12 protein-coding genes are annotated in these 21,823 nt (G+C 36.0%); 10 read left to right on the top strand and 2 right to left on the bottom strand.

Annotation, left to right across the window (positions count from 1 at the left end; translation table 11 throughout):
- Nucleotides 1-26 precede the first annotated feature (26 nt).
- A complete protein-coding gene (locus NV349_RS16800) occupies nucleotides 27-1,115 on the top strand; it encodes a M42 family metallopeptidase (protein ID WP_036121625.1) in 1,089 nt (362 codons plus the stop codon).
- 241 nt (nucleotides 1,116-1,356) lie between these two features.
- A complete protein-coding gene (locus NV349_RS16795; RefSeq protein ID WP_442916372.1) occupies nucleotides 1,357-2,877 on the top strand; it encodes a thiol-activated cytolysin family protein in 1,521 nt (506 codons plus the stop codon).
- A 169-nt stretch (nucleotides 2,878-3,046) separates the two neighbouring features.
- Here the strand turns inward: NV349_RS16795 and NV349_RS16790 are convergent, their stop codons facing one another.
- A complete protein-coding gene (locus NV349_RS16790; RefSeq protein WP_051891636.1) occupies nucleotides 3,047-3,706 on the bottom strand; it encodes a 4'-phosphopantetheinyl transferase family protein in 660 nt (219 codons plus the stop codon).
- A gap of 65 nt (nucleotides 3,707-3,771) precedes the next feature.
- Nucleotides 3,772-4,731 (bottom strand): helix-turn-helix transcriptional regulator, encoded by a 960-nt coding sequence (locus tag NV349_RS16785; protein ID WP_036121620.1) that lies wholly within the window; start codon nucleotides 4,729-4,731, stop codon nucleotides 3,772-3,774.
- Between the two features lie 56 nt (nucleotides 4,732-4,787).
- Between NV349_RS16785 and NV349_RS16780 the strand changes: the two genes are divergently transcribed.
- The 8 genes from NV349_RS16780 (at nucleotide 4,788) to NV349_RS16745 (ending at nucleotide 21,809) form a co-directional block, all read left to right on the top strand.
- Nucleotides 4,788-5,510: an MptD family putative ECF transporter S component gene (locus NV349_RS16780; protein ID WP_271910688.1), complete on the top strand. Its 723-nt coding sequence runs from the start codon at nucleotides 4,788-4,790 to the stop codon at nucleotides 5,508-5,510.
- Nucleotides 5,511-5,550: 40 nt separating this feature from the next.
- Complete coding sequence (locus NV349_RS16775; RefSeq protein ID WP_051891635.1) at nucleotides 5,551-6,273, top strand: energy-coupling factor transporter transmembrane component T; 723 nt, start codon at nucleotides 5,551-5,553, stop codon at nucleotides 6,271-6,273.
- Nucleotides 6,267-7,736 (top strand): ABC transporter ATP-binding protein, encoded by a 1,470-nt coding sequence (locus tag NV349_RS16770; RefSeq protein WP_271910687.1) that lies wholly within the window; start codon nucleotides 6,267-6,269, stop codon nucleotides 7,734-7,736. Before NV349_RS16775 ends, NV349_RS16770 begins: the two co-directional genes overlap by 7 nt.
- 65 nt (nucleotides 7,737-7,801) lie before the next feature.
- Nucleotides 7,802-9,550: an ABC transporter ATP-binding protein gene (locus NV349_RS16765; protein ID WP_271910685.1), complete on the top strand. Its 1,749-nt coding sequence runs from the start codon at nucleotides 7,802-7,804 to the stop codon at nucleotides 9,548-9,550.
- A gap of 108 nt (nucleotides 9,551-9,658) precedes the next feature.
- Nucleotides 9,659-11,371: an ABC transporter ATP-binding protein gene (locus tag NV349_RS16760; protein ID WP_271910683.1), complete on the top strand. Its 1,713-nt coding sequence runs from the start codon at nucleotides 9,659-9,661 to the stop codon at nucleotides 11,369-11,371.
- Between the two features lie 37 nt (nucleotides 11,372-11,408).
- Nucleotides 11,409-13,052, top strand: coding sequence for a (2,3-dihydroxybenzoyl)adenylate synthase (locus NV349_RS16755; RefSeq protein WP_058843374.1), 1,644 nt, complete (start codon nucleotides 11,409-11,411; stop codon nucleotides 13,050-13,052).
- Entirely contained in the window at nucleotides 13,049-20,851 is a 7,803-nt protein-coding gene (locus NV349_RS16750; protein WP_271910679.1) for a non-ribosomal peptide synthetase, read from the top strand. Before NV349_RS16755 ends, NV349_RS16750 begins: the two co-directional genes overlap by 4 nt.
- A complete protein-coding gene (locus tag NV349_RS16745) occupies nucleotides 20,823-21,809 on the top strand; it encodes an ABC transporter substrate-binding protein (RefSeq protein ID WP_271910677.1) in 987 nt (328 codons plus the stop codon). The genes NV349_RS16750 and NV349_RS16745 overlap by 29 nt, the downstream gene beginning before the upstream one ends.
- Nucleotides 21,810-21,823 lie beyond the last annotated feature (14 nt).

The raw sequence follows: 21,823 nt of genomic DNA, 5'->3' as shown, positions 1-21,823 counted from the left end.
AGATACGAGAAGTAGGAGGCAAAAGGATGACACAACTAGATTCAACATTACAAATGTTTAAAGATTTAACAGATGCGAATGGTATTGCAGGTAATGAGCGTGCACCTCGTGAGGTCATGAAAAAATACATTGCACCATATGCAGACACTGTAGAAACAGATAACTTAGGTAGTGTAATTGCTAAAAAAGTAGGCGATGAAAACGGTCCTAAAATTGTCGTAGCAGGACATTTAGATGAAGTAGGTTTCATGGTAACGCAAATCGATGACAAAGGCTTTATCAAATTCCAAACTGTAGGTGGCTGGTGGAGTCAAGTAATGCTTGCACAGCGTGTAACGATTACTACTCGCAAGGGTGATGAAGTGATTGGGGTTATTGGTTCAAAACCACCTCATATTTTACCTGCAGATGTACGTAATAAAGTAGTAGACATTAAAGATATGTTTATTGATATTGGTGCTGCTTCTAAAGATGAAGTACTTGAGTGGGGCGTGCGTCCTGGCGATATGGTAACACCATACTTTGAATTTAATGTTATGAAAAATGATAAGTATCTATTAGCAAAAGCTTGGGATAACCGTATCGGTTGTGCTATTGCGATTGATGTTATGAAAGCGTTACAAAATGAAAAGCATCCTAACATTCTTTATTCAGTAGGGAATGTACAAGAAGAAGTGGGGCTTCGCGGTGCTAAAACAGCAACACATAAAATCCAACCAGATATTGGATTTGCAGTAGATGTAGGTGTAGCAGGAGACACGCCAGGTGTTACAGCTAAAGAATCAACTAGTAAGATGGGTGCTGGCCCACAAATCGTTGTGTATGATGCATCTATGGTATCACATCGTGGCTTACGTGAATTCGTATTAGATGTAGCAGATGAGCACAATATTCCATATCAATTTGAAGCGATGGCTGGCGGTGGGACAGACGCTGGCTCCATCCACGTAACAGCAAATGGCGTACCAGCACTATCCATCGGTATTGCGACACGCTACATCCATTCACATGCAGGTATCCTACATCGTGATGATTATGATAACGCTGTTAAATTAATGGTAGAAGTTATTAAAAAATTAGACCGTGATGCAGTCAATAAAATTACATTTGATTGATTGAATGATAAGAACTAAATAGAATTCCCATAGTTTTGCCTTCTAACGACAATGTTAGGAGGCTTTTTTCGTTGCTTAAACCAATATAGCTTACTTAAGAGGGAATAGTTAGGATATCATAGCAAATATTACACAATAGTCATTAGTACATACTAGATAGCAAGTTGAAAATGAAACCAAAATACTATTTTTGAAAATTAATTTTGTATGGTATAATTTCCTATAAAAGGAGTGGATTTATTTGGTAATTCAAAAAGTAATCAAGTTTTTATTATGTTTATCTCTTAGTTTATGTATCATAAATTATCCTAGTATTTCTTTTGCTGAAACACTTGATATGAATACATCTAGTGAAAAAAGCATATCTGACATTGATACAGGTATAGCAAACTTGAACTACAATAACAAGGAAGTATTAGCAGTGAATGGTGACAAGGTTGATAGCTTTGTTCCAAAAGAAGGTATTAACTCAAATAATAAATTTATAGTGGTTGAACGTAATAAAAAATCACTTACAACTTCACCGGTGGATATTTCAATTATTGATTCTATGGCGAATCGTACATATCCAGGAGCATTACAACTTGCAAACCGAGCTTTTGTAGACAATCAACCTAGTTTATTGGTAGCTAAAAGAAAACCCCTAAATATTAGCATTGATTTACCTGGCATGAAAAGGGAAAATACTATAACGGTGGATAATCCAACATATGGTAATGTGTCTGGTGCAGTAGATGAGTTAGTATCTACTTGGAGTGAGAAATATTCCACAACACATACTTTACCTGCAAGACTACAATATTCTGAATCTATGGTTTATAGCAAATCTCAAATAGCGAGTGCTCTGAATGTCAACGCTCAAGTTCTTGACAATTCACTAGGGATTGACTTTAATGCGATTGCGAACGGCGAGAAAAAAGTGATGGTTGCAGCATACAAACAAATATTTTATACCGTAAGTGCTGAACTACCTAACAATCCATCAGACCTTTTTGATGATAGTGTCCATTTTGAAGAATTAACGCGTAAAGGGGTAAGTAATGATGCTCCTCCCGTTATGGTATCAAATGTAGCTTATGGTAGAACAATTTATGTGAAATTAGAAACAAGCTCTAAGAGCAAGGATGTACAAGCTGCTTTTAAAGCCTTACTGAAGAATGTCAATACGAATGTAGAAACTAGTGCACAGTACAAGGATATTTTTGAAGAAAGCTCCTTTACGGCTGTAGTATTAGGAGGAGATTCACAAAAGCATAATCAAATTGTCTCAAAGGACTTTAATGATATTCGAGGAATAATTAAAGATAATGCAGAATTTAGTCTTAAAAATCCAGCATATCCAATTTCGTATACAAGTGTTTTCTTAAAGGATCATTCAATTGCTGCTGTTCATAATAATACAGATTATATTGAGACGACATCTACAGAATATTCTAAAGGAAAGATCATCCTTGATCATTATGGTGCATATGTTGCTCAATTTGAAGTAGCCTGGGACGAATTTTCCTATGATGAAAATGGAAATGAAGTATTAACCCATAAAACTTGGGATGGAAATTGGAAGGACAAAACAGCTCATTTCTCTACAGTAATACCACTTCCTGCTAATTCAAAAAATATAAGAATTTATGCAAGAGAGTGTACAGGTCTTGCCTGGGAATGGTGGAGAACGGTTATTGATGAATATAATGTTCCAATGTCTAATGAAATCAAAGTCTCCATTGGAGGAACGACATTATACCCAACAGGTAGTATTAATTAACATCAAAATTCATCATAATGATGTGAAAAATGATATTCAATTTCGATAATAGCGTTTTACCTCCTAACAAATTATTGTTAGGAGGTTTTTTGCGTTGGTTAGAACCTGTACAAGTCCGATTGGTGAAAGCAATTAATCCGTGGGAGATGAAAGCCCCCACGGATTGCATTCAAGATTCATAAACCATCTTATTGTTGAAAGAGGTGATGATAGTCTGTAAAGATAATAATTCAATAGCATTTGCTTCAATAGCTTCAGTAGAGCAGCAAGCAAGCGAATATTGTCCTTCGAGATGGGTGGATAAAAAAGAAAGAATGTCACAATGGTTACCATGGAAATGAATAGTGCCATCCATTATTTTAAAAGAAAAAGATTGAAGTGGCGTTGATAAGCCAATGCCTAAGTATTTGATGTAGGCTTCCTTTAATGTCCAAAGCTTAAAAAAATAATCTAATTGATCCTTGTCCGATAACGTGATGAGATCCTTATATTCCTCAGAGGAGAATATATGCTGGGCAAGATTGAGATCCAATAAATGATGCTTTTCAATGTCAACGCCAATTTCTGTATTACTGACACCACAAAAAACATAATTTCCTGAATGAGAAACATTGAAAAAGGCATTTGGTAAATTTTTAATAAAAGGTTTGCCATACGAATTATTAGCAAATTCAATAGTACAGGGGGCTATATTAAAATTTGTTGAAATTAAATATCTAGCTAATATATCCCCTAATAGCCCTCGCTTGTAGTCTTCTTTATAGTGAAATTTTTGAAGTCTATTTTTTTTCTCATTGGAAATAAAAGCTGTAAGTTTCGAATGGTACATGTCAAAGTGTACATCTGTAATTGAAAGTAAAGCCAGTTTTATAATAATTATACCCTCCTATTCGTTTAGCCTTTCGATAATTGCTGTCTATATTCTTTAGGTGTGAGGTCTAGATAACGTTTAAATAGTTCTGAAAACCTTCCGGCACTTTGATAGCCTACTTTCCGAGCAATCTCATTAATAGGAAGCTCTGTATGAGCTAGTAGTTTCTCAGCCTGATGGACTCGTTGCTTTTGGATATATTCAGTAATTGTACAATGATACACTTCTTTAAATAGCTTTTTTAATTTTGTAGCACCCATACATGAAATTTTCGTTAAATGATCTAATGTTAGTTGAAGCGTATAGTAATTTTCGATATGAGCGGCTACATGCTCAATATGGTGAATATCTTCTTTAGAAATTTGTGAGCAATGACATGTTTTATCAGAAAGGGCTCGTTCCATAATGAGAGCCAATGCTTCATATACTTTTCCTTCATAAAAAAGGGCAGAAGTTAGGTCGGAACCTCGATAAGCAGCTATTTGTCGAAGGAGAATAACCATCTCTGAAAAAGTAGATGTCGCTTTTAATGTTGTTAACGCTTGTCGTGGATTCACATATTTTTCACCATATTTATATGCTAAAAATTGATCACAAAATGTAGCAGTAAACTCAATGCCAATTGATTGTACTGGAATATTTTTATGAATAATAGCACTATATTTTTCACCTTTGCTCCAATAGCTTCTTATATAGCCAGACTTTAATGGTTGATAAGGATGAAGCTCCTCGCCTGAAATAGATTCGTAGTATGTGATTGTTAGTAGCTCAGGCATCGTTAATTCTAATCGATGATCCTCAAAAAAATAAAAATCATGAATAAGAATAGAAAACATATCTTTGGCATGATATATCCAATAATACCCGTTACCTAAAGCTGGATCAATTGTGAAAGTAGTTCCTATGGCGTTATATTTACTCTTCTGATCATCTTGTGAAAATCCATTTTTTAATAATAGAGGTTCAAAATGTTGTAAAGTCATTTGCTTTCCCCTTCCCTCAATTAGACATTCCTTTTCCTTGATTAGACGTAAACACAGTGTGGGCATATTTTTATGTACTGTTATTCATTATAATAGATAATGATAATCGTTATCAATTAAAGGTGCTAATTATAGTAAAAATTACAATAGAAAGGGATTGTGATGTAAATATGTATACACAAACGATGCAACAAAAAACGCTTACGATGAAAGATTTAATAACAGTCGGTATTTTCTCAGCGCTTTTCTTTATATTTATGATGATTGGGTCAGCCTTTTTCGCACCCAACCCTGTATTGACTTTTTTAATGCCAGCGGGTGCAGCCCTATTAACGGGCCCTATTTATTTATTAATGCTAGCGAAAGTACCGAAATTTGGCCCAATACTAATTTTGGGGATATTGATAGCGATTATTACGTTCGTAACAGGAATGTACTGGTTATGGTCATTAGCATGTATAGTACTAGCTTTGCTAGGCGAATTCATTGCATCAATCGGCAAGTATAAAAATAATACGATTAATATGATGAGTTATATTGTTTTTTCACTTCATCCTATGGGGTCTTACATAATGCTATGGTTCAATCAACAAGCATATAAGGAGTATTTAGTAGGTCAAGGAACAGAACAAGCTTATATGGATACGATGCTAACAACGGCCCAAAACTGGATGCTACCAGCAATGATTATTGGTACAATGCTCTGCGCACTCATTAGTGGTTTTTTAGGGAAAAAATTATTGAAAAAACAGTTTGAGAAATCTGGGGTACTGGCATAGCTAGAGTGGTGAAACTTTAAGATTAAGGGAGAAGATTTATATGTATGAGCAGAGCAATGTGCATATGCAAGTTTCCACCGTCAAGCTTGATCCAAGAACAAAAATATACCTGCTACTGTTAGTGAATGTTGCGGTGTTTTTGTCACCTTCTTTTCAATACGAACTGCTATTAATGGTCATCATATTTAGTCTTTGTCTATTGATGGGTATGTTGTCATTTTCAATAAAAATGATGCTAGGATATGGATTTATTCTAGGTATTCACTTTATAAGTGAAAGATTTTTATCTGGTACATGGGAGCTAATGTTTGTCTCGTTTGCTATGTTTATTAGAAAAATTTTTCCATGTGTTGTCATGGGAGGGTTACTAGTTGGGACTACCAAAATCAATGAATTTATGACGGCCTTAGGAAAACTACGACTTTCAAAAAAAGTAATTATTCCATTAGCCGTCATGTTACGCTATTTTCCTATGATTGGGGAAGATTGGCGCTATATAAAGGATGCGATGAAATTAAGGGGCATTTCTCCCTCCATCATAGGCTTTCTAACAAAACCTATGCAAACGGTTGAATGCATATATGTTCCTTTAATGATGGCAGCATCCAAAATTGCTGATGAATTATCTGCTGCAAGTATAGCGAGGGGAATTGAAAACCCGAAAGAGCGCTCTTGCTTTCAACATGTACATTTTCAACTAAGCGATAGTATTGTCGTTTTTGTATTGACGTTTTTTGTATTTGGAGGGCTGTTCATATGTTGAAAATCGAGCAATATTCATTCCATTATACAGATGAGAAAAGTGAAGGTATCGAAAATATAAATTTTCACGTGAAAAGAGGACAGTGCATTTTATTATGTGGTAAAAGTGGCTGTGGGAAAACAACGATTATCAGAGCAATTAACGGTTTAATTCCTTATTTTTATTTCGGCCAACTTAAAGGGCAAGTGATGTTAAATAATCTACCTGTAGAAAATAGAAAGATGTATGAATTAAGTGAACAGGTAGGGACAGTTTTTCAAAATCCACGATCACAGTTTTTTAACGTTGATACAGATAGTGAGATTGTATTTGGAATGGAAAACATGGCATATCCAAAAGAAATGATGGAAGAAAGAATGCAAGAGATTACATTGGAACTTCGTTTAGAAAAGCTTCGTCGTCGTAATATTTTTCATTTATCAGGTGGTGAGAAGCAGAAGATTGCCTTTGCGAGTGTCTATGCTGTTGCACCAGATATTTTTGTGCTAGATGAGCCTTCGTCTAATTTAGATGCGGCTGCTATTGAAGAATTAAAGGAGATGATTGCCTTACTAAAAAGGCAAGGTAAGACGATTATTATATCTGAACATCGACTTTATTATTTAAGAGATTTAATTGATACTGCCATTGTGTTAAATAAGGGACAAATTGTATCAACTTATACACAAAAGGAATTTTTACAGCTTTCGAATCAACAGCTGGAACAATTGGGGCTACGCACGCTTTATTTAAGCAATGTACAGTTTCAACATCGACAGCAGCCTGCTAAACATAAAGTCCATGAACTTGTTGTGAAGGATGTTACGATTTCACATAAAAAGAGAAATATACTGGAAAATATACACTTTGCAGCCAAAAGCGGCGAAATTATTGCCATCACAGGACATAATGGGGCAGGGAAAACGACCTTTGCTAGATCGCTATGTGGTCTACATAAAATAACATCTGGAAATATTTATTTTAATAAACAAAAACTAACTTCGAAAAAACAAGCACAACTCTCCTATCTGGTGATGCAAGATGTTAATTATCAGTTATTTGCTGAAACAGTCGAAAAGGAATGTGTCTTTGGGGTGAAAAATCCTGATTCAAATTTAGTACAACAGGTATTGGAGGAGATGGATTTATTAGAGTTGACAGAACGACACCCTAATACATTATCAGGTGGACAAAAACAAAGGCTTGCAGTAGCGGCTAGTTTAATAAGTGAAAAGGAAATTTTAGTATTTGATGAACCGACAAGTGGACTAGATTATGACAGTATGCAAAAGGTGGCAAGTATTTTAAAAAGTTTAGCGGAGGCTAATAAAATTGTTTTTGTTATAACACATGACCTGGAATTTATAGCGACCTGCTGTCATCGTATTCTTCGTTTTGAAGATGGAAAGAAGCAAGACGATTATATACTGAATAAAGAAAATCAGCAGTATACAATTGATGCTTTCACTCTACAGCAAGGTTAGCGGCTGCTGAGTAAAGTACAATGTGAAATTACACAGATGATTGTGTAGGGAGGGGCTGAATAACAATGGAAAAAGCACTACAAAATAAAAATCCGATCTTCATGCTTCTTTCTTGGGCAGGAAAAGATAAAAAATATTTATATTTATCGGTTTTATGTTCTTTAATTAGTGGTCTTTCTACAATTGTACCTTATTTCGTTATTTATCAAATTATTGAGCAAGTCTATCACAATACCTTAACGGAAGCCTTATTAATTCAAAATTTATTACTTTTGATTACATCGATTATTGTTCGATTTGGGCTCTTTGCTATTTCTGGTACTCTTTCGCATAAAGGAGCCTATCGAACGTTATTTAAAGTGCGTTGTCAAGTAACAGAGCATATGGCACAAGTACCATTAGGCTCTTTAAATGAACGAAATACAGGGGAAATTAAAACATTATTAAATGAAGAAATCGAAAAATTAGAATTATTTTTAGCCCATCATTTACCAGAGCTCGTCTTTTATATGAGTGGTCCAATAGCTGTCTTTATCTATTTATGTACGGTAAATGTACCGTTAGCGCTTATTTCGTTTATTCCATTAATCATTGCAGTAGCAGTTATGGCCATCATGTTTCGTGGTACGAATCAAATGATGGATCGTGCAGCACGTTCTATAGCTAATTTAAATGCAATCATTATCGAATATATTCAAGGCATGCGTTTAATTAAGGCATTTAACATGAGCAGTTCATCTTTTCAAAAGTTTGCTAAAGCTGTAGATGATGAATTTAAGACATGGAAAGAAATATCTTTGAAAATGGGCCCACCATATGCGAGCTATATCATTATTATAGAGTGCGGTTTATTGCTAATGGTGCCCATAGGTGGCATGTGGTTCTTAAATGGTAGCTTAACAGGAAGTGTCTTTATTCTTTTTGCATTTGTAGGTTCATTGTATTTAACAGAACTACGCCCTCTACAAGAATTAGGCATGAACTTTGCACAAGTATTAAATGCTGTAAAGAAATGTGTAACTTTTTTAGAAACACCTGTTTTTGAACAAGGGCAAGCATTTCCAAAGAATTATACTATTGAATTGAAAAATGTTAACTACTCTTATGATGGGCAGAAAGAACATTTAAAAAATGTGAATCTAACGATTGCTGAAAATGAAAAAATAGCTATTGTCGGTGCTTCAGGTTCAGGGAAAAGTACAATTGTCCAGTTGATTTCACGCTTTAATGACGTTCAACAAGGGGAAGTGTTAATCGGTCATCAAAACGTGAAGGCTATTGAGTATGAGGAATTATTAAAAAATATAACGATAGTATTCCAAAAGACATTTTTAACGAGTGGGACCGTTTTCGAAAATATTGTTATGGGCTCTAGCGCCACACTTGATGAAGTAAGAGAAGCAGCAAAAAAGGCCCAAATTGATGATTTTATCATTTCATTACCAGATGGTTATGATACGAAGGTAGGGAGCTTTGGCATTAGATTTTCTGGTGGTGAAAAGCAGCGTATTGCGATTGCACGTGCCATTTTAAAAAATGCGCCTATACTAATATTGGATGAAGCCACATCCGCAGCCGACCCAGAAAATCAAGCCGAAATTGATCAGGCCATTGCTGAGCTTTGTATAGGTAAAACGGTTATTATCATTGCCCATCGTCTTGGAATGATTAAGCATTGTGATCGAGTGGCCATTGTCGAAAATGAAACAATTCAAGCGTGTGGAACACATCAAGATATGCTAGAAGAATGCCCTTCATATAAAAAAGTTTGGCAGGATTATAGCAAAGCTAGAGAAATTACGTATGAATTGTAAGATATTTATCTTGGTTCAGCAGATATCACATATTTGGAAGAAAATTACCTACGTGGCGACGGGTACAATTACGCCAAGGCGTAATTAATGGATGAAGGAGAATTTAGTATGGACAAAAAACATGCATTTAGAAAAAATATTTCTTTTTATCTTTCTGTTGTTTTCAATGTCATCGAAGGGATGCTAGCTGGTTTTAATTTTATCGTTTTATACTACACGATCAAAGCCTTAATTACAGAGCAATTAACGATGAGCATGTTAACTCAAACTATATTATTATTAGGTGCTGTTTTTGTTATTCGCTTAATTGTCTATGCATTTGGTTATACGAGAGGGCAAATTGGTGGTGCGCAAGTGAGTAGAATTCTTCGCTTGTCGCTGGGCGATAAAATGAAAAAAATACCACTTTCCTCCTTTACGAAGGCACAAATTGGCGAGTACATTAATGCAACGACAACAAGTGTTAATAATTATGAAAGTATTTTGACTCATAAAATTGGTGATATTATAAAAAATACTTCGTTTAGCTTACTGTTAATTGGCTTCGTTGCAACGCATTCGATATCTGCTGGAATAGTTCTTTTATGTTCAGGCTTATTATTATTACCATCACTTTACTTGTCCTTTTTAATGGTAAAAAAATACGGGAACGAGAAGAAAAATATTATGACAAAAAATACAAGTGATGTAGTGGAGTATATTAATGGTATTCAAACGCTACGATCATTTGGTTTAGGTGGTGTTAAAAATAAAGCAACAACTGATTCTATGAAAGCCTATAGTGATATTAGTTATGTATATGAGATCAAAGTAATTCCAATTGGTACGATATTTAGTATTCTCTGTTGGTTCAGTTTACCGATTGTTCTTTATTTAGCAGGTCATCAATGGTTGGCAGGAAATCTAGAGGCTTCTTCCTTCTTTCTAATTAGCATCAGCCCTTTATTTACATGTAAATTGTTTGGCACACTTTTTATTGACCTTACCTCTTATAAAAATTTTATGATTGCCAAACGTCAAATTGAAGCTGTATTAGATGCAGAGGAAGAGCCATCAAGTGATGCCTTTTTTGAACCTGAACAATATAGTATAGCTTTTCACAATGTGAATTTCGCCTATAGCCAAGAAGAACCTATATTGCGTGATATTAATTTTGAAATTGGGTCTTCCCAGTTTGTAGCAATTGTCGGGCCATCGGGTTCGGGAAAATCAACTATTTTAAATTTAATCACAAAATATTATGAGCCTAATCGTGGTGATATTTTAATTGGTCAGCAAACGATTCAATCGATCGCTACTGAAAAAGTAATGCAAAAAATTTCAATGGTTGATCAAGATACTTTTTTGTTTAATGACACGATATTAAATAATATTCGCTATACAAAGCCAGAAGCAACAAAACAAGAAATTATTAATGCTGCAAAAGAGGCCAACTGCCATGATTTTATTGAGAAGTTGGAGTATGGCTATGACACAATCATTGGGGAAAATGGTAATAAGTTATCTGGTGGTGAAAGGCAGCGTATATCCATTGCACGTGCCATTTTAAAGGACAGTCCTATACTTTTATTAGATGAAGCGACCGCTTCGTTAGATATCGAAAATGAGTTAGCTGTAAAAGAAGCGATTAAAAATCTTTTGAAAAAGAAAAAAACAGTTGTGATGATTGCCCATACACTTTCCATTATTAAAAATGCAGACAATATATTAGTTGTGGATGGGGGACAAATCGTTGAAGAAGGGTCACATCAAAGTCTTATCGCTAAGGAGGGCAAATATGCAGCTATGTGGAAAAAAGAACATCAATTAAGTATCGTCTAACAAATAGATGTTAACAGAGAGAATGGAGGCGAAAAGGATGTCTCAGCAAATGGATTGGTATTTACAAGAAGTAGAACGATATGAAGAATTGGGCTTTTTAAGAAAGAAAACATTAATGGAAGAGCTTGACATCATTGCTCAACGATTTCCGCATCATCTGGCAGTAGTGGAAGGGAATCGACGCTTAACTTATGAAGAGCTGCTTCAAGAAATTGAGCAATTATCGACAGGCTTTTTATCTTTAGGTTGGCAGCAGGGTGATCGGGTTTTAATGCAGCTACCAAATACAATTGAATTTATTACTGTTTTATTTAGTCTGTTAAAAATAGGTGTGCAGCCTGTTTTGATGTTGCCATCCCATAGAGAAGTAGAAATCGATACAGTTGCCAAAATGGTTCAGCCAATAGCTTATATATGTTGCAGTAGTTATCTAGGTTTCCAGTATGAATGTATGGCCGCACAGGTAATTCCTCAGCATAAAAGTATTCGATATATTGTGACGGTTGGGGAATCCACCATACAGTGGCCAGCATCCTATACACATGTAACAGTAGATCAGCTGAAAGAAAGGAACTATTCATTAGCAATTAGCGCTTCACCTCACTATAGAGATACTGCATTATACTTATTGTCTGGTGGCACAACAGGCATTCCCAAAATAATTCCGAAAATACATGAAGCTTATGCCTATAATGCATTCGCCTCTGCTGAAAAATGTGGAATGACTCCTGAAACGGCATACATGGCTGTACTATCGATTTCACATGATTATCCGTTATGCTCACCAGGTATATTAGGTACTCTTTTTACAGGTGGAAAAGTGGTATTATGTCAAACCTCTAGCTTTGATGAAGCATTTCATGAAATCGAAAAAGAACAGGTGACACATACCGCCATTGTACCAACAATTGCTAGCCTTTGGTTAGAAGCATTTGAATGGTATGAAGATTTGAATATGTCGAGCTTAGAGGTGGTCTTAATTGGCGCTGCTCACATAGAGCAGGAAATGGCTGTTCAATTTATGAATACATTTCACTGTAAAATACAACAAGGATACGGACTCGGCGAAGGGATTACTTGTTTCACAGCATTAAATGATCCTGTGGAAATTGTTACAAGCTGTCAAGGGCAGGCAATTTCGATAGGTGATGAAATAAAGATTATAGATGAGCTAGGAAGAGAAGTTCCTCAGGGTCAGCTTGGAGAATTGGTGGCAAAAGGTCCGTATACATTTGGCGGATACTATCAAGCATCTGCTTTAAATGCGGAAATTTTTACTAAGGATTACTTTTTACGTACTGGTGATAAGGCTCGTATTACATCAGATGGAAATATACAAATTGTCGGTCGAGTAAGGGAGCAAATTAATCGTGCAGGTGAAAATGTTATACCATCTGAAATTGAAAGTTTTTTACGTACACAGCCAATGATAAAAGATGCTGCTGTTGTTGGTTTACCAGATAAGGATCTAGGAGAAAGCATTTGTGCATTTATAGTGACCGATGGACAAAGAATGGAACGAGATGAGATATGTAGTTATTTATTTCATATAGGTGTTGCTCCATATAAACTTCCAGATCGAATCATATATGTTGAGCGATTACCATTTATAAATGTAGGGAAAGTGGATAAAAAAAAATTAAAACAGATGGCTATGGAAAGTGAGGCGTCTATGCATTGAAATTAGAAAGTGATTTAGACATCATCCGAAATCTAGCATTAGAAGTCAATCAACTCCTCGGTATAAAGAAAGAAATACGCGCGGATCAAAATTTATTGGAGTTAGGCTTAAACTCCTTACAAGTCATGAAATTAGTCAGCAAACTAAAAAAAGCTGGCATTACCATTACTTTCAAAGAATTAATATCGGAACCTTATTTGAGCGCTTGGTACGAATTATTAAATAGAGAGGCTGTCCATTCAATAAATAGTGATAACTCCATATTAGAAAATCAAGATAAAACAATACCTAATATGTATGAGCCATTTCCATTAACAGATGTACAGTATGCCTATTGGGTTGGGCGACAAAGCGGTCAATATTTAGGCGGAAATGGCTGTCATGGTTATATGGAAATTAACGGTCAACATATTGATATAGAGCGGCTTGAATCGGCATGGGCCATCATTGTCCAGCATCATCCTATGCTCCGTGTTAAGTATACGGAGGATGGCCAACAGCAAGTTTTAACAGCATCCCCTTTTACAGCTATTGCTGTTCACGATTTAACAACATGTTCACAAGACGAGGTTAATCAACAATTAGAAGCTATTCGTGCGAATACTTCACATCGGCTATTGGCAATTGATCAAGGGGAAGTAGCTCGATTACAGCTATCTCTATTGCCTGATGGTAAAACGCGACTTCATTTCGATATCGACTTACTTGTAGCTGATGTGCAAAGTTTCCAAATCATTTTACATGATTTAGCGGCCGCTTATACTAGACAACAAAAACCAAAAGCACCTGAAAATTGGAACTTTGCGAAATATCTTTATGATAAAAAATTAGCAAATGCTGATGAAGAACGTTATGCCGAAGCCTATTGGAAAAACAGGTTAGCCACTTTACCATTAGGTCCTAAACTACCGTTGTCAAACAATGCTGCGTTGATACAACACGAACCTAAATTTACAAGAAGAGAGTACTTTTTAGAAGATACTGCTTGGAGCAAGCTGCAATTGATTGCCTCTCGTTATAACGTTACTTCTGCGATGGTATTGTTAGCAGCTTATGCTTACACATTAAATAAGTGGAGCAGTGAATCCCGTTTTCTTATGAATATACCATTGTTCAATCGAGATACTTTGTCTGAAGAGCTAGAGCATGTTGTAGCTGATTTTACTACCTTGTTATTATTGGAGGTTGATAGTGAAACACAACAGTCTTTTTTAGCCTTTACAAAAAGTTTACAACAGCAATTTCATCAAGATATGAACTATACGGCTTATTCAGGGGTCAAAATTCAACGAGATTTAGCTAAGTATCACCCAGATGAAAAAGTCTTTGCTCCAATCGTTTTTTCATGTAATTTAGGTGTACCACTTATTAATGAAGAATTTAAAGATGCATTTGGCAAGATTCATTACATGATTTCTCAAACACCTCAAGTTTGGTTAGACTTTCAAATGTTTGATATGGATGGTGGTTTATTATGTATTTGGGATGGTTTAGATGACATATTTCCATCAGGTTTATTGGATGACATGTTTGATCTGTTTATCAAAACCATTCATTGGTTAATTGAAGACGAACAGCATTGGCTCCAACATCCAGCTATCGAAACGAAAGCACAAATAGCAAGACGTCAAGTAATAGAAGATTCCATAGTAACAGATTCTGCACAGTGCTTGCATACGTCTTTCTTTGAAATAGCAAAGCAACAACCATATGCTATAGCGCTAATAGATGGGATAGACCATCATGAAATAACTTATAAACAACTGTCCTTACAGGCGGAACAGGTGGCTGCCACATTGTTACATAACGGCTTTAAAAAAGGTGATCGAGTAGCGATTTCATTGCCGAGAGGATTAGAGCAAATTCAAGCAATTTTAGGGGTTTTGGCTATTGGGGGATGCTTTGTTCCAGTACATGTGACACAGCCAAGTGAACGCTATAAAAAAATTATGGAAAAGGCTAATGTAAGCTTTATCTTAACAGCTGCTCCCTATGAGGCAAAATATAAAAATATTGATCAAGTACAAGTTATTAAAATAGAACAAACACAACAATTTGGTCATGTGACATTGCCTAAAGTGGATGTAAACAGCTCAGCTTATATTATTTTTACATCAGGCTCAACGGGAGAACCAAAAGGTGTGGAAATTAGTCATAAAGCAGCTTGGAATACAATTGCAGATATCAATCAAAAATATAACATAAGCATGGAAGATCGTATTTTAGCAGTATCCTCATTAGATTTTGATTTGTCTATATACGATATATTTGGTCTTTTGAGTGTTGGTGGCAGCATTGTTCTTCTTTCAGACGATACGGCTCGAAACGCTGATATTTGGTTAAAGTTGGTTCGTCATTATCATGTTACACTATGGAATTCTGTACCCGCTTTATTGAAAATGTTTTTAATAGAGGCAGAAAGTGCAAAATTAATTTGTTTAGATTTACGTATCGTCATGCTGTCAGGTGATTGGATTAACTTAGATATTCCTGACCGATTGTTAAAAGTAGCACCGAGAGGTTTATTAGTAGCGATGGGTGGTGCGACAGAAGCGGCAATCTGGTCCAATTACTATAATGTTGATCACCCGTTACCAGCAAGTTGGCGATCTATCCCTTATGGAAGACCATTGAGAAATCAGTTTTATAGAGTGATTGATGTAAATGGAGAAGATTGTCCGAATTGGAAAGCAGGAGAATTGTGGATAGGCGGCGCTGGTATAGCCAAAGGGTATGTAGGAGAACCACAATTAACTGCTGAGCGTTTTATAGAAGAAAAAGGTATTCGCTGGTATAAGACAGGGGATAATGGGCGATTTTGGCATAATGGGCTTATTGAATTTTTAGGAAGAAATGATTCCCAGGTAAAGGTACGGGGTCATCGTATTGAATTAGGTGAAATCGAAAGTGTTATGCGAAGCTATGAGAAAGTGGAGGATGCCGTTGTCACTGTCAGAGGAGAGGAAAGCCAATATTTAGCTGCTTATATTGTAAGTTGTTCAGAAAAAGAGCAGGTACAATCTATAAAGAACAATAAACCCATGATTGATTGGTCTAACATAGATCAATTAAAAGCGTCAGGGTATTTTTTAAAAAATGTAAATGAGAATGAATATCGTTATCGATTATTTAAAAATTATTGTACCCACCTCACTACGGAAACGATTTGTAAAATACTTGTCAGATGTGGTTTTCCAATAGAAAAAGATGCAAGCTACAATAGGATAACGATCATAGAGCGAGAAAAGATCAACAGTCGATATCAAAGCTTAATCGATCAATGGTTTAGATTTTTAGAAAAAAACAATATCGTTTCATGTGATGGGCCGATTATTCATAATAAACAATGCTTAATCGTCCAAAATGAAGAATCGTTTCATCGTTTAAATAAAAAACAAACAACATATATAAATGAATTTATTTCTACCTTTTTTGAAAAAAGCTATGCACTTTTAACTGGTGAAATAGAGCCTTTAGAATTATTGCTTCCTCATAATGTACACACTTTAGAGCAATTGACAGATAACCTATCTGATGGAAACAAACAGCAAGAAGTATTCATAAACTTGATTCAAACGGTATTAAATCATCGAATAGAACGTCAAGCACCACTCAAAATATTAGAGATTGGGACGCGTCATATCAACACACTTCAAATAGTAATGGAAGCATTTTCGACAGATGAGCTACATTATACGGCTACAGATGAATCCAACTATTTTTTAAATCGTGCTCAACAAATTGTAGGGTCACAGCCGAATATCCATTACAAAATGCTTGATATAAATAAGTGCCCGATTTCTCAAGGCTTTGTAGATGGTGACTATGATGTGATTGTGGCTTCTCATTCTTTACATAGAGCAGCCCATATTAGAAATTCACTTAAACATTTAAAAAAGCTATTAAAGCATGGCGGTTTATTCATTCAATTAGAAATGACGGAAAATAATCCTCTGCAATTAGTCAGTACAGCATTTTTAGAGGATGGCTTTATACATTATGAGGATGAAAGGGCAAAGACATGCCTTCCCTTATTATCAGAAAATGATTGGCTTTCAGTATTGACAGACGAGGGCTTCACCAATATGACGACGCAGTCTATTGATACCGCGTTTACACAGTATTTATTTGTAGCGCAAGTTGAACGACAATCAACATTAGATTTCCAATTAGAACCACTTCACCGTTACTTAGAACAACGATTACCAAACTATATGATTCCACAAGTCATTATTCAATTAGAGCAGTTGCCTATTACTGCTAATGGAAAAGTAGATCGAGCAGCATTACCAATCCCTCAACAAGAGCAAGCTGATCTAGCTAAAAAGGATTTTATTGCACCAACAACCTCAATCGAATTGAGATTAGCACAAATATGGAAAGAAGTATTAGGGCAAGAAGCCATTAGCATAGACGATCATTATTTTGAGCTTGGTGGAGATTCATTATTAGCTACTCAGCTTAGTGCAAAAATAAAAGAGCAATTTGCTGTCAAAATGAGTTTAGAAGCCATCTTTAATCAACCAGTGTTTCAACAAATGGCCTTGTTATTAGAGGAACTAGTGCACCAAAAGTCAAATGAGGACTCGGAGAAAAAGTTACCAAGTATAGAGCCTAATGAGCAGGATCGTTTTAAGCCGTTCCCATTAACAGACGTTCAGCAAGCCTATTGGTTAGGCCGTAGCGGCATTTATGCGTACGGGGATGTATCTACTCATTGCTATTTTGAAATGGATTGTTCTTCCCTCGATCATGCAAGAGTGGAGCAAACATGGAATCGTCTTATCCAACATCATGATATGATGAGAGCCATTATTTTAAATGATGGACAACAGCAACAAGTCCAAGAATTTGTAGCGTATTATTCCATTGCTTCCTATAATCTTACGAATCTTTCAGCAGAACAACGTAAAGAACAGCTCACGTTAGTGCGCAGTGAGATGGAACATCAAACTTTTATTCCGAGTGAGTGGCCATTATTTGATATTCGTATGTCGGCCATTAATGAACAAAAAACAAGAATCCATATTAGTTTTGACAATATCATTTTTGATGGCTTTAGTATGTTCTATTTATTTAAAGAGTGGAAGCGGCTATATGATGATTCTTCAGCAAAACTACAAACACTTCAAACGACATTTAGAGATTATATACTGGCTTATCAAAAAATTCGAGAGACCGAAATGTATAAGCGGGATATTCAATATTGGCATCAGCGAATTGACAATATGTATCCAGCACCTGATTTACCACTGCTTGATTATAAAGAAGATTTATCTAACTGTAAATTTACAAGATACGAGGAAAAGCTATCGACAGAAGAATGGCTAGTATTAAAGCAATTGGCTGCCAAAATGAACTTGTCACCAGCCTCGTTGTTAATAGCTGCTTATGCTGAAACGTTAGCGAGATGGAGTAGCCAACCGAAATTTACGATTAATCTTACTCGTTTCCATCGTGTGTTGTTCGAACCAGATGTTGACCAGCTCATAGGTGATTTTACATCTCTTAATCTGTTATCTATTGATATGTCAAAAGGAGAATCTTTTTTAGAGCGTGCAAGAACTGTTCAAAAGCAATTATTGCAGGATTTAGAACATCCTTATGTAAGTGGTGTTTATGTCGAACGAGCACTAGCAAAAAAATGGAATCGACAAATGGGGATTATGATGCCCTTTGTCTTCACGAGTGGCTTAGGGCTTGAAAAAAATAATGGATCTACAACAAAAACTAGCTATTTAGGGGATATTGTATATGGATTATCTCAGACACCTCAAGTTTGGCTAGATCATCAAGTTTCAGAGCAAAAGGGTGAATTATGGTTAAGCTGGGATGCCATAGAGGAGCTTTTCCCGCAGTATCTAATTCGCGACATGTTTGAAGCATACACCCGTATTTTAAAGGAGCTTGCTAGGAAAGAAGACTTATGGCAACAGCCAATTAGGAGTCTTGTATGTTTCCCATGTCAAGAGCAAGAAGGGAAATTGAAAGGACCAGACACAGCTATCTCCGACGAGACATTAATCAGTCTTGTTGAAAAACAAATAGCAGCAAATCCTACTAATCTGGCAGTGATTTCGGAAGAAAAAAATATGACGTACGAACAGCTAAGTCATTTAACGAACCATACTGCGCAAGCAATACTCGCAATGGATCGTACTAAAGGAAGATTAGTTGCTGTTGTTATGGAAAAAGGATGGGAACAGATAGTTGCTGTTTTAGGCATTATGAAGGCAGGGAAGGCATATTTGCCGATAGATTGTACAACACCGATTGAACGGATGAAATTTCTTTTACAGGAAGGAGAAGTTCAATCCATTGTGACGCAAGCACATGTACTTAAACAGCTACCTTTTTTAAATGATTATCATGTGACAGTCATTGATCCTGAATGGGCACATCAAGAATGTTTTATTACTAGTCTTGAATTATTGTCTTCTGATTTAGCGTATGTCATTTATACTTCTGGTTCTACTGGAAAGCCGAAGGGGGTCATGATTGATCATCGAGGTGCAGTGAATACGATAGTAGATATTAATGATCGACTTGGCGTTTGTGCAGAGGATCGCATTCTTGCGTTATCTAACTTGACGTTTGATTTATCGGTCTATGATATTTTCGGTTTACTTGCTGTTGGAGGAGCCATAGTAGTACCACGAGCTGAGCGCATAAAAGATCCCGTTCATTGGAATGAATTATTGCAAACGCAGCACATTTCCATTTGGAATACAGTACCTGCCTTTATGCAAATGCTGGCACAATATACTAAAAATATAGAGTTTTTCACATATCCAACATTAAGAGCGGTACTACTGAGTGGAGACTGGATTCCAATAAGCTTGCCAAGTGAAATTTGGGAAATTGCTCCAAAGACACAAATTTTAGGATTAGGTGGTGCAACAGAGGCGTCTATATGGTCGAATATTTTCGATATACAAACAGTAGATGGAAATTGGAAGAGTATTCCATATGGGAAACCTTTAGCCAACCAATATTATTATATTTTAAATGACCAAATGGCGGCCTGCCCTGTGAATGTACCAGGAAATTTATATATCGGAGGAGTAGGGCTTGCAAAAGGCTATTGGAAAAATGAAGAGCGTACAAATGAGCAATTTTTAATTCATCCAATGACAAAAGAGCGTCTATATGCTACAGGCGACTTAGGGCGATATTTGCCTGATGGCAATATTGAATTTTTAGGAAGAGCAGATGCACAAATCAAATTAAATGGCTATCGGGTTGAAATAGGCGAAATAGATTATCACTTAGCTAAATTGCCTTGTGTGAAGGAAGCAGCAACCATTGTTCATGAACGTAATGGAACATCAATACTAGTGGCATATGTAGTATTAGAAGATGAACAAGATGGACTAAATAATGAACAATTTAAACAATTACTTGCTCAAAAATTGCCTCATTATATGTTGCCTACAATCTATAAATCTATTGATAAAATGCCTCTATCAGAAAATGGGAAAGTAAACCGTAAGTTTTTACAACAGTTACCATTGAATGAGCAAGAGCTGTCAAAGAAGTATAGAGCACCTTATACAGAGATGCAAAAAGACGTAGCAGCAATATGGGAAGAAATATTATCCTACGAACAGCCTGGACTTGATGATGACTTTTTCACATGTGGAGGTAATTCTTTAATGGCCATTCAAATGATCGGAAAAATAAAAGAGCAATTCACTATAGAGCTTTCTATTCAAACACTATTCACGCATACACGCCTTGAACAACTAGCAGCATATGTTGAAGAGCAAAGTGTCACTATGGAGGAAGGAGCTCTATGAGACAGCATCTCCTTGCCCGAATATGATTATCATGATGGCTTGCATAAGTGGCTGTAGTGAAGAAACAAAAATAGCTAAGCATTCTTCATTAAAAATAGGTGTGTTACGAATCGATGATAGTCTGCCTTTATATGTAGCTGAGAAGGATCAACTTTTTCAAAAATATGGTGTCGATGTTGAGCTTATAGAGTTTGGCAGTGCTTCTGACCAATCCAAGGCGATGGAGGCTGGTGAGCTCGACGGCATGATGACTGATATGATAGTCCAAAATTTAATAAAAAAAGGAGGCTTGGATGTTAAAACCATTGCATTAGCATTAGGTGCGACGGAGAAGGAGGGAAGATTTTTAGTCGTTTCTTCTCCGCAAAGCGCTATTGTTGAACCGAAACAGCTAGAAGGACAATCTGTAATGATCGCTGAAAATACAATGATAGATTATCTAATGGAGCAATATGAGCGCCATTTAAAACTAGAATCCTCCCAAATAACAAAAATTCATTTGCCGAATCTTTCATTACGTGTAGATGCCGTATTAGCTGGAAAAGAAGCGCAGGTAGCTATACTACCAGAGCCATTGGCAAGCTATGCAGTTGCCCAAGGTGCAAATATTGTCATTGATGATACAAAGCTTGGCGAGAACTTTTCCCAATCAGTCATCGTGATGACACAAAAAAATATAACAAAAAATAGAGCTGAGGTTAAAAAATTTCTGGAAGCCTACAATGAAGCCATTAAACAGGTAAATCGGCAGCCAGAAAAATACTTTGAGCTTGCCTTACAAGTGGCGAATGTACCAGAAATTTTAAAAGAACAATATACAGTTCCAGCCTTTACGCCTAATCGTGTACCAGCACAAGAAAATATTGAGCGTCTTTCGGATTGGTTAGTTTCTAAAGGATTATTAGAGCAAGCCTTTTCATATGAAGAGCTAGTAGAGACATCCTTAGAAGAACAGTAAAAGGAGGATAGGCC

It is taken from the genome of Lysinibacillus sp. OF-1, assembly GCF_028356935.1.
In the GTDB taxonomy this organism is placed as follows: Bacteria; Bacillota; Bacilli; order Bacillales_A; family Planococcaceae; genus Lysinibacillus; species Lysinibacillus fusiformis_D.
Note: the sequence above shows the minus strand (reverse complement) of the source record. Positions and strands in the feature narration are given on the sequence as shown.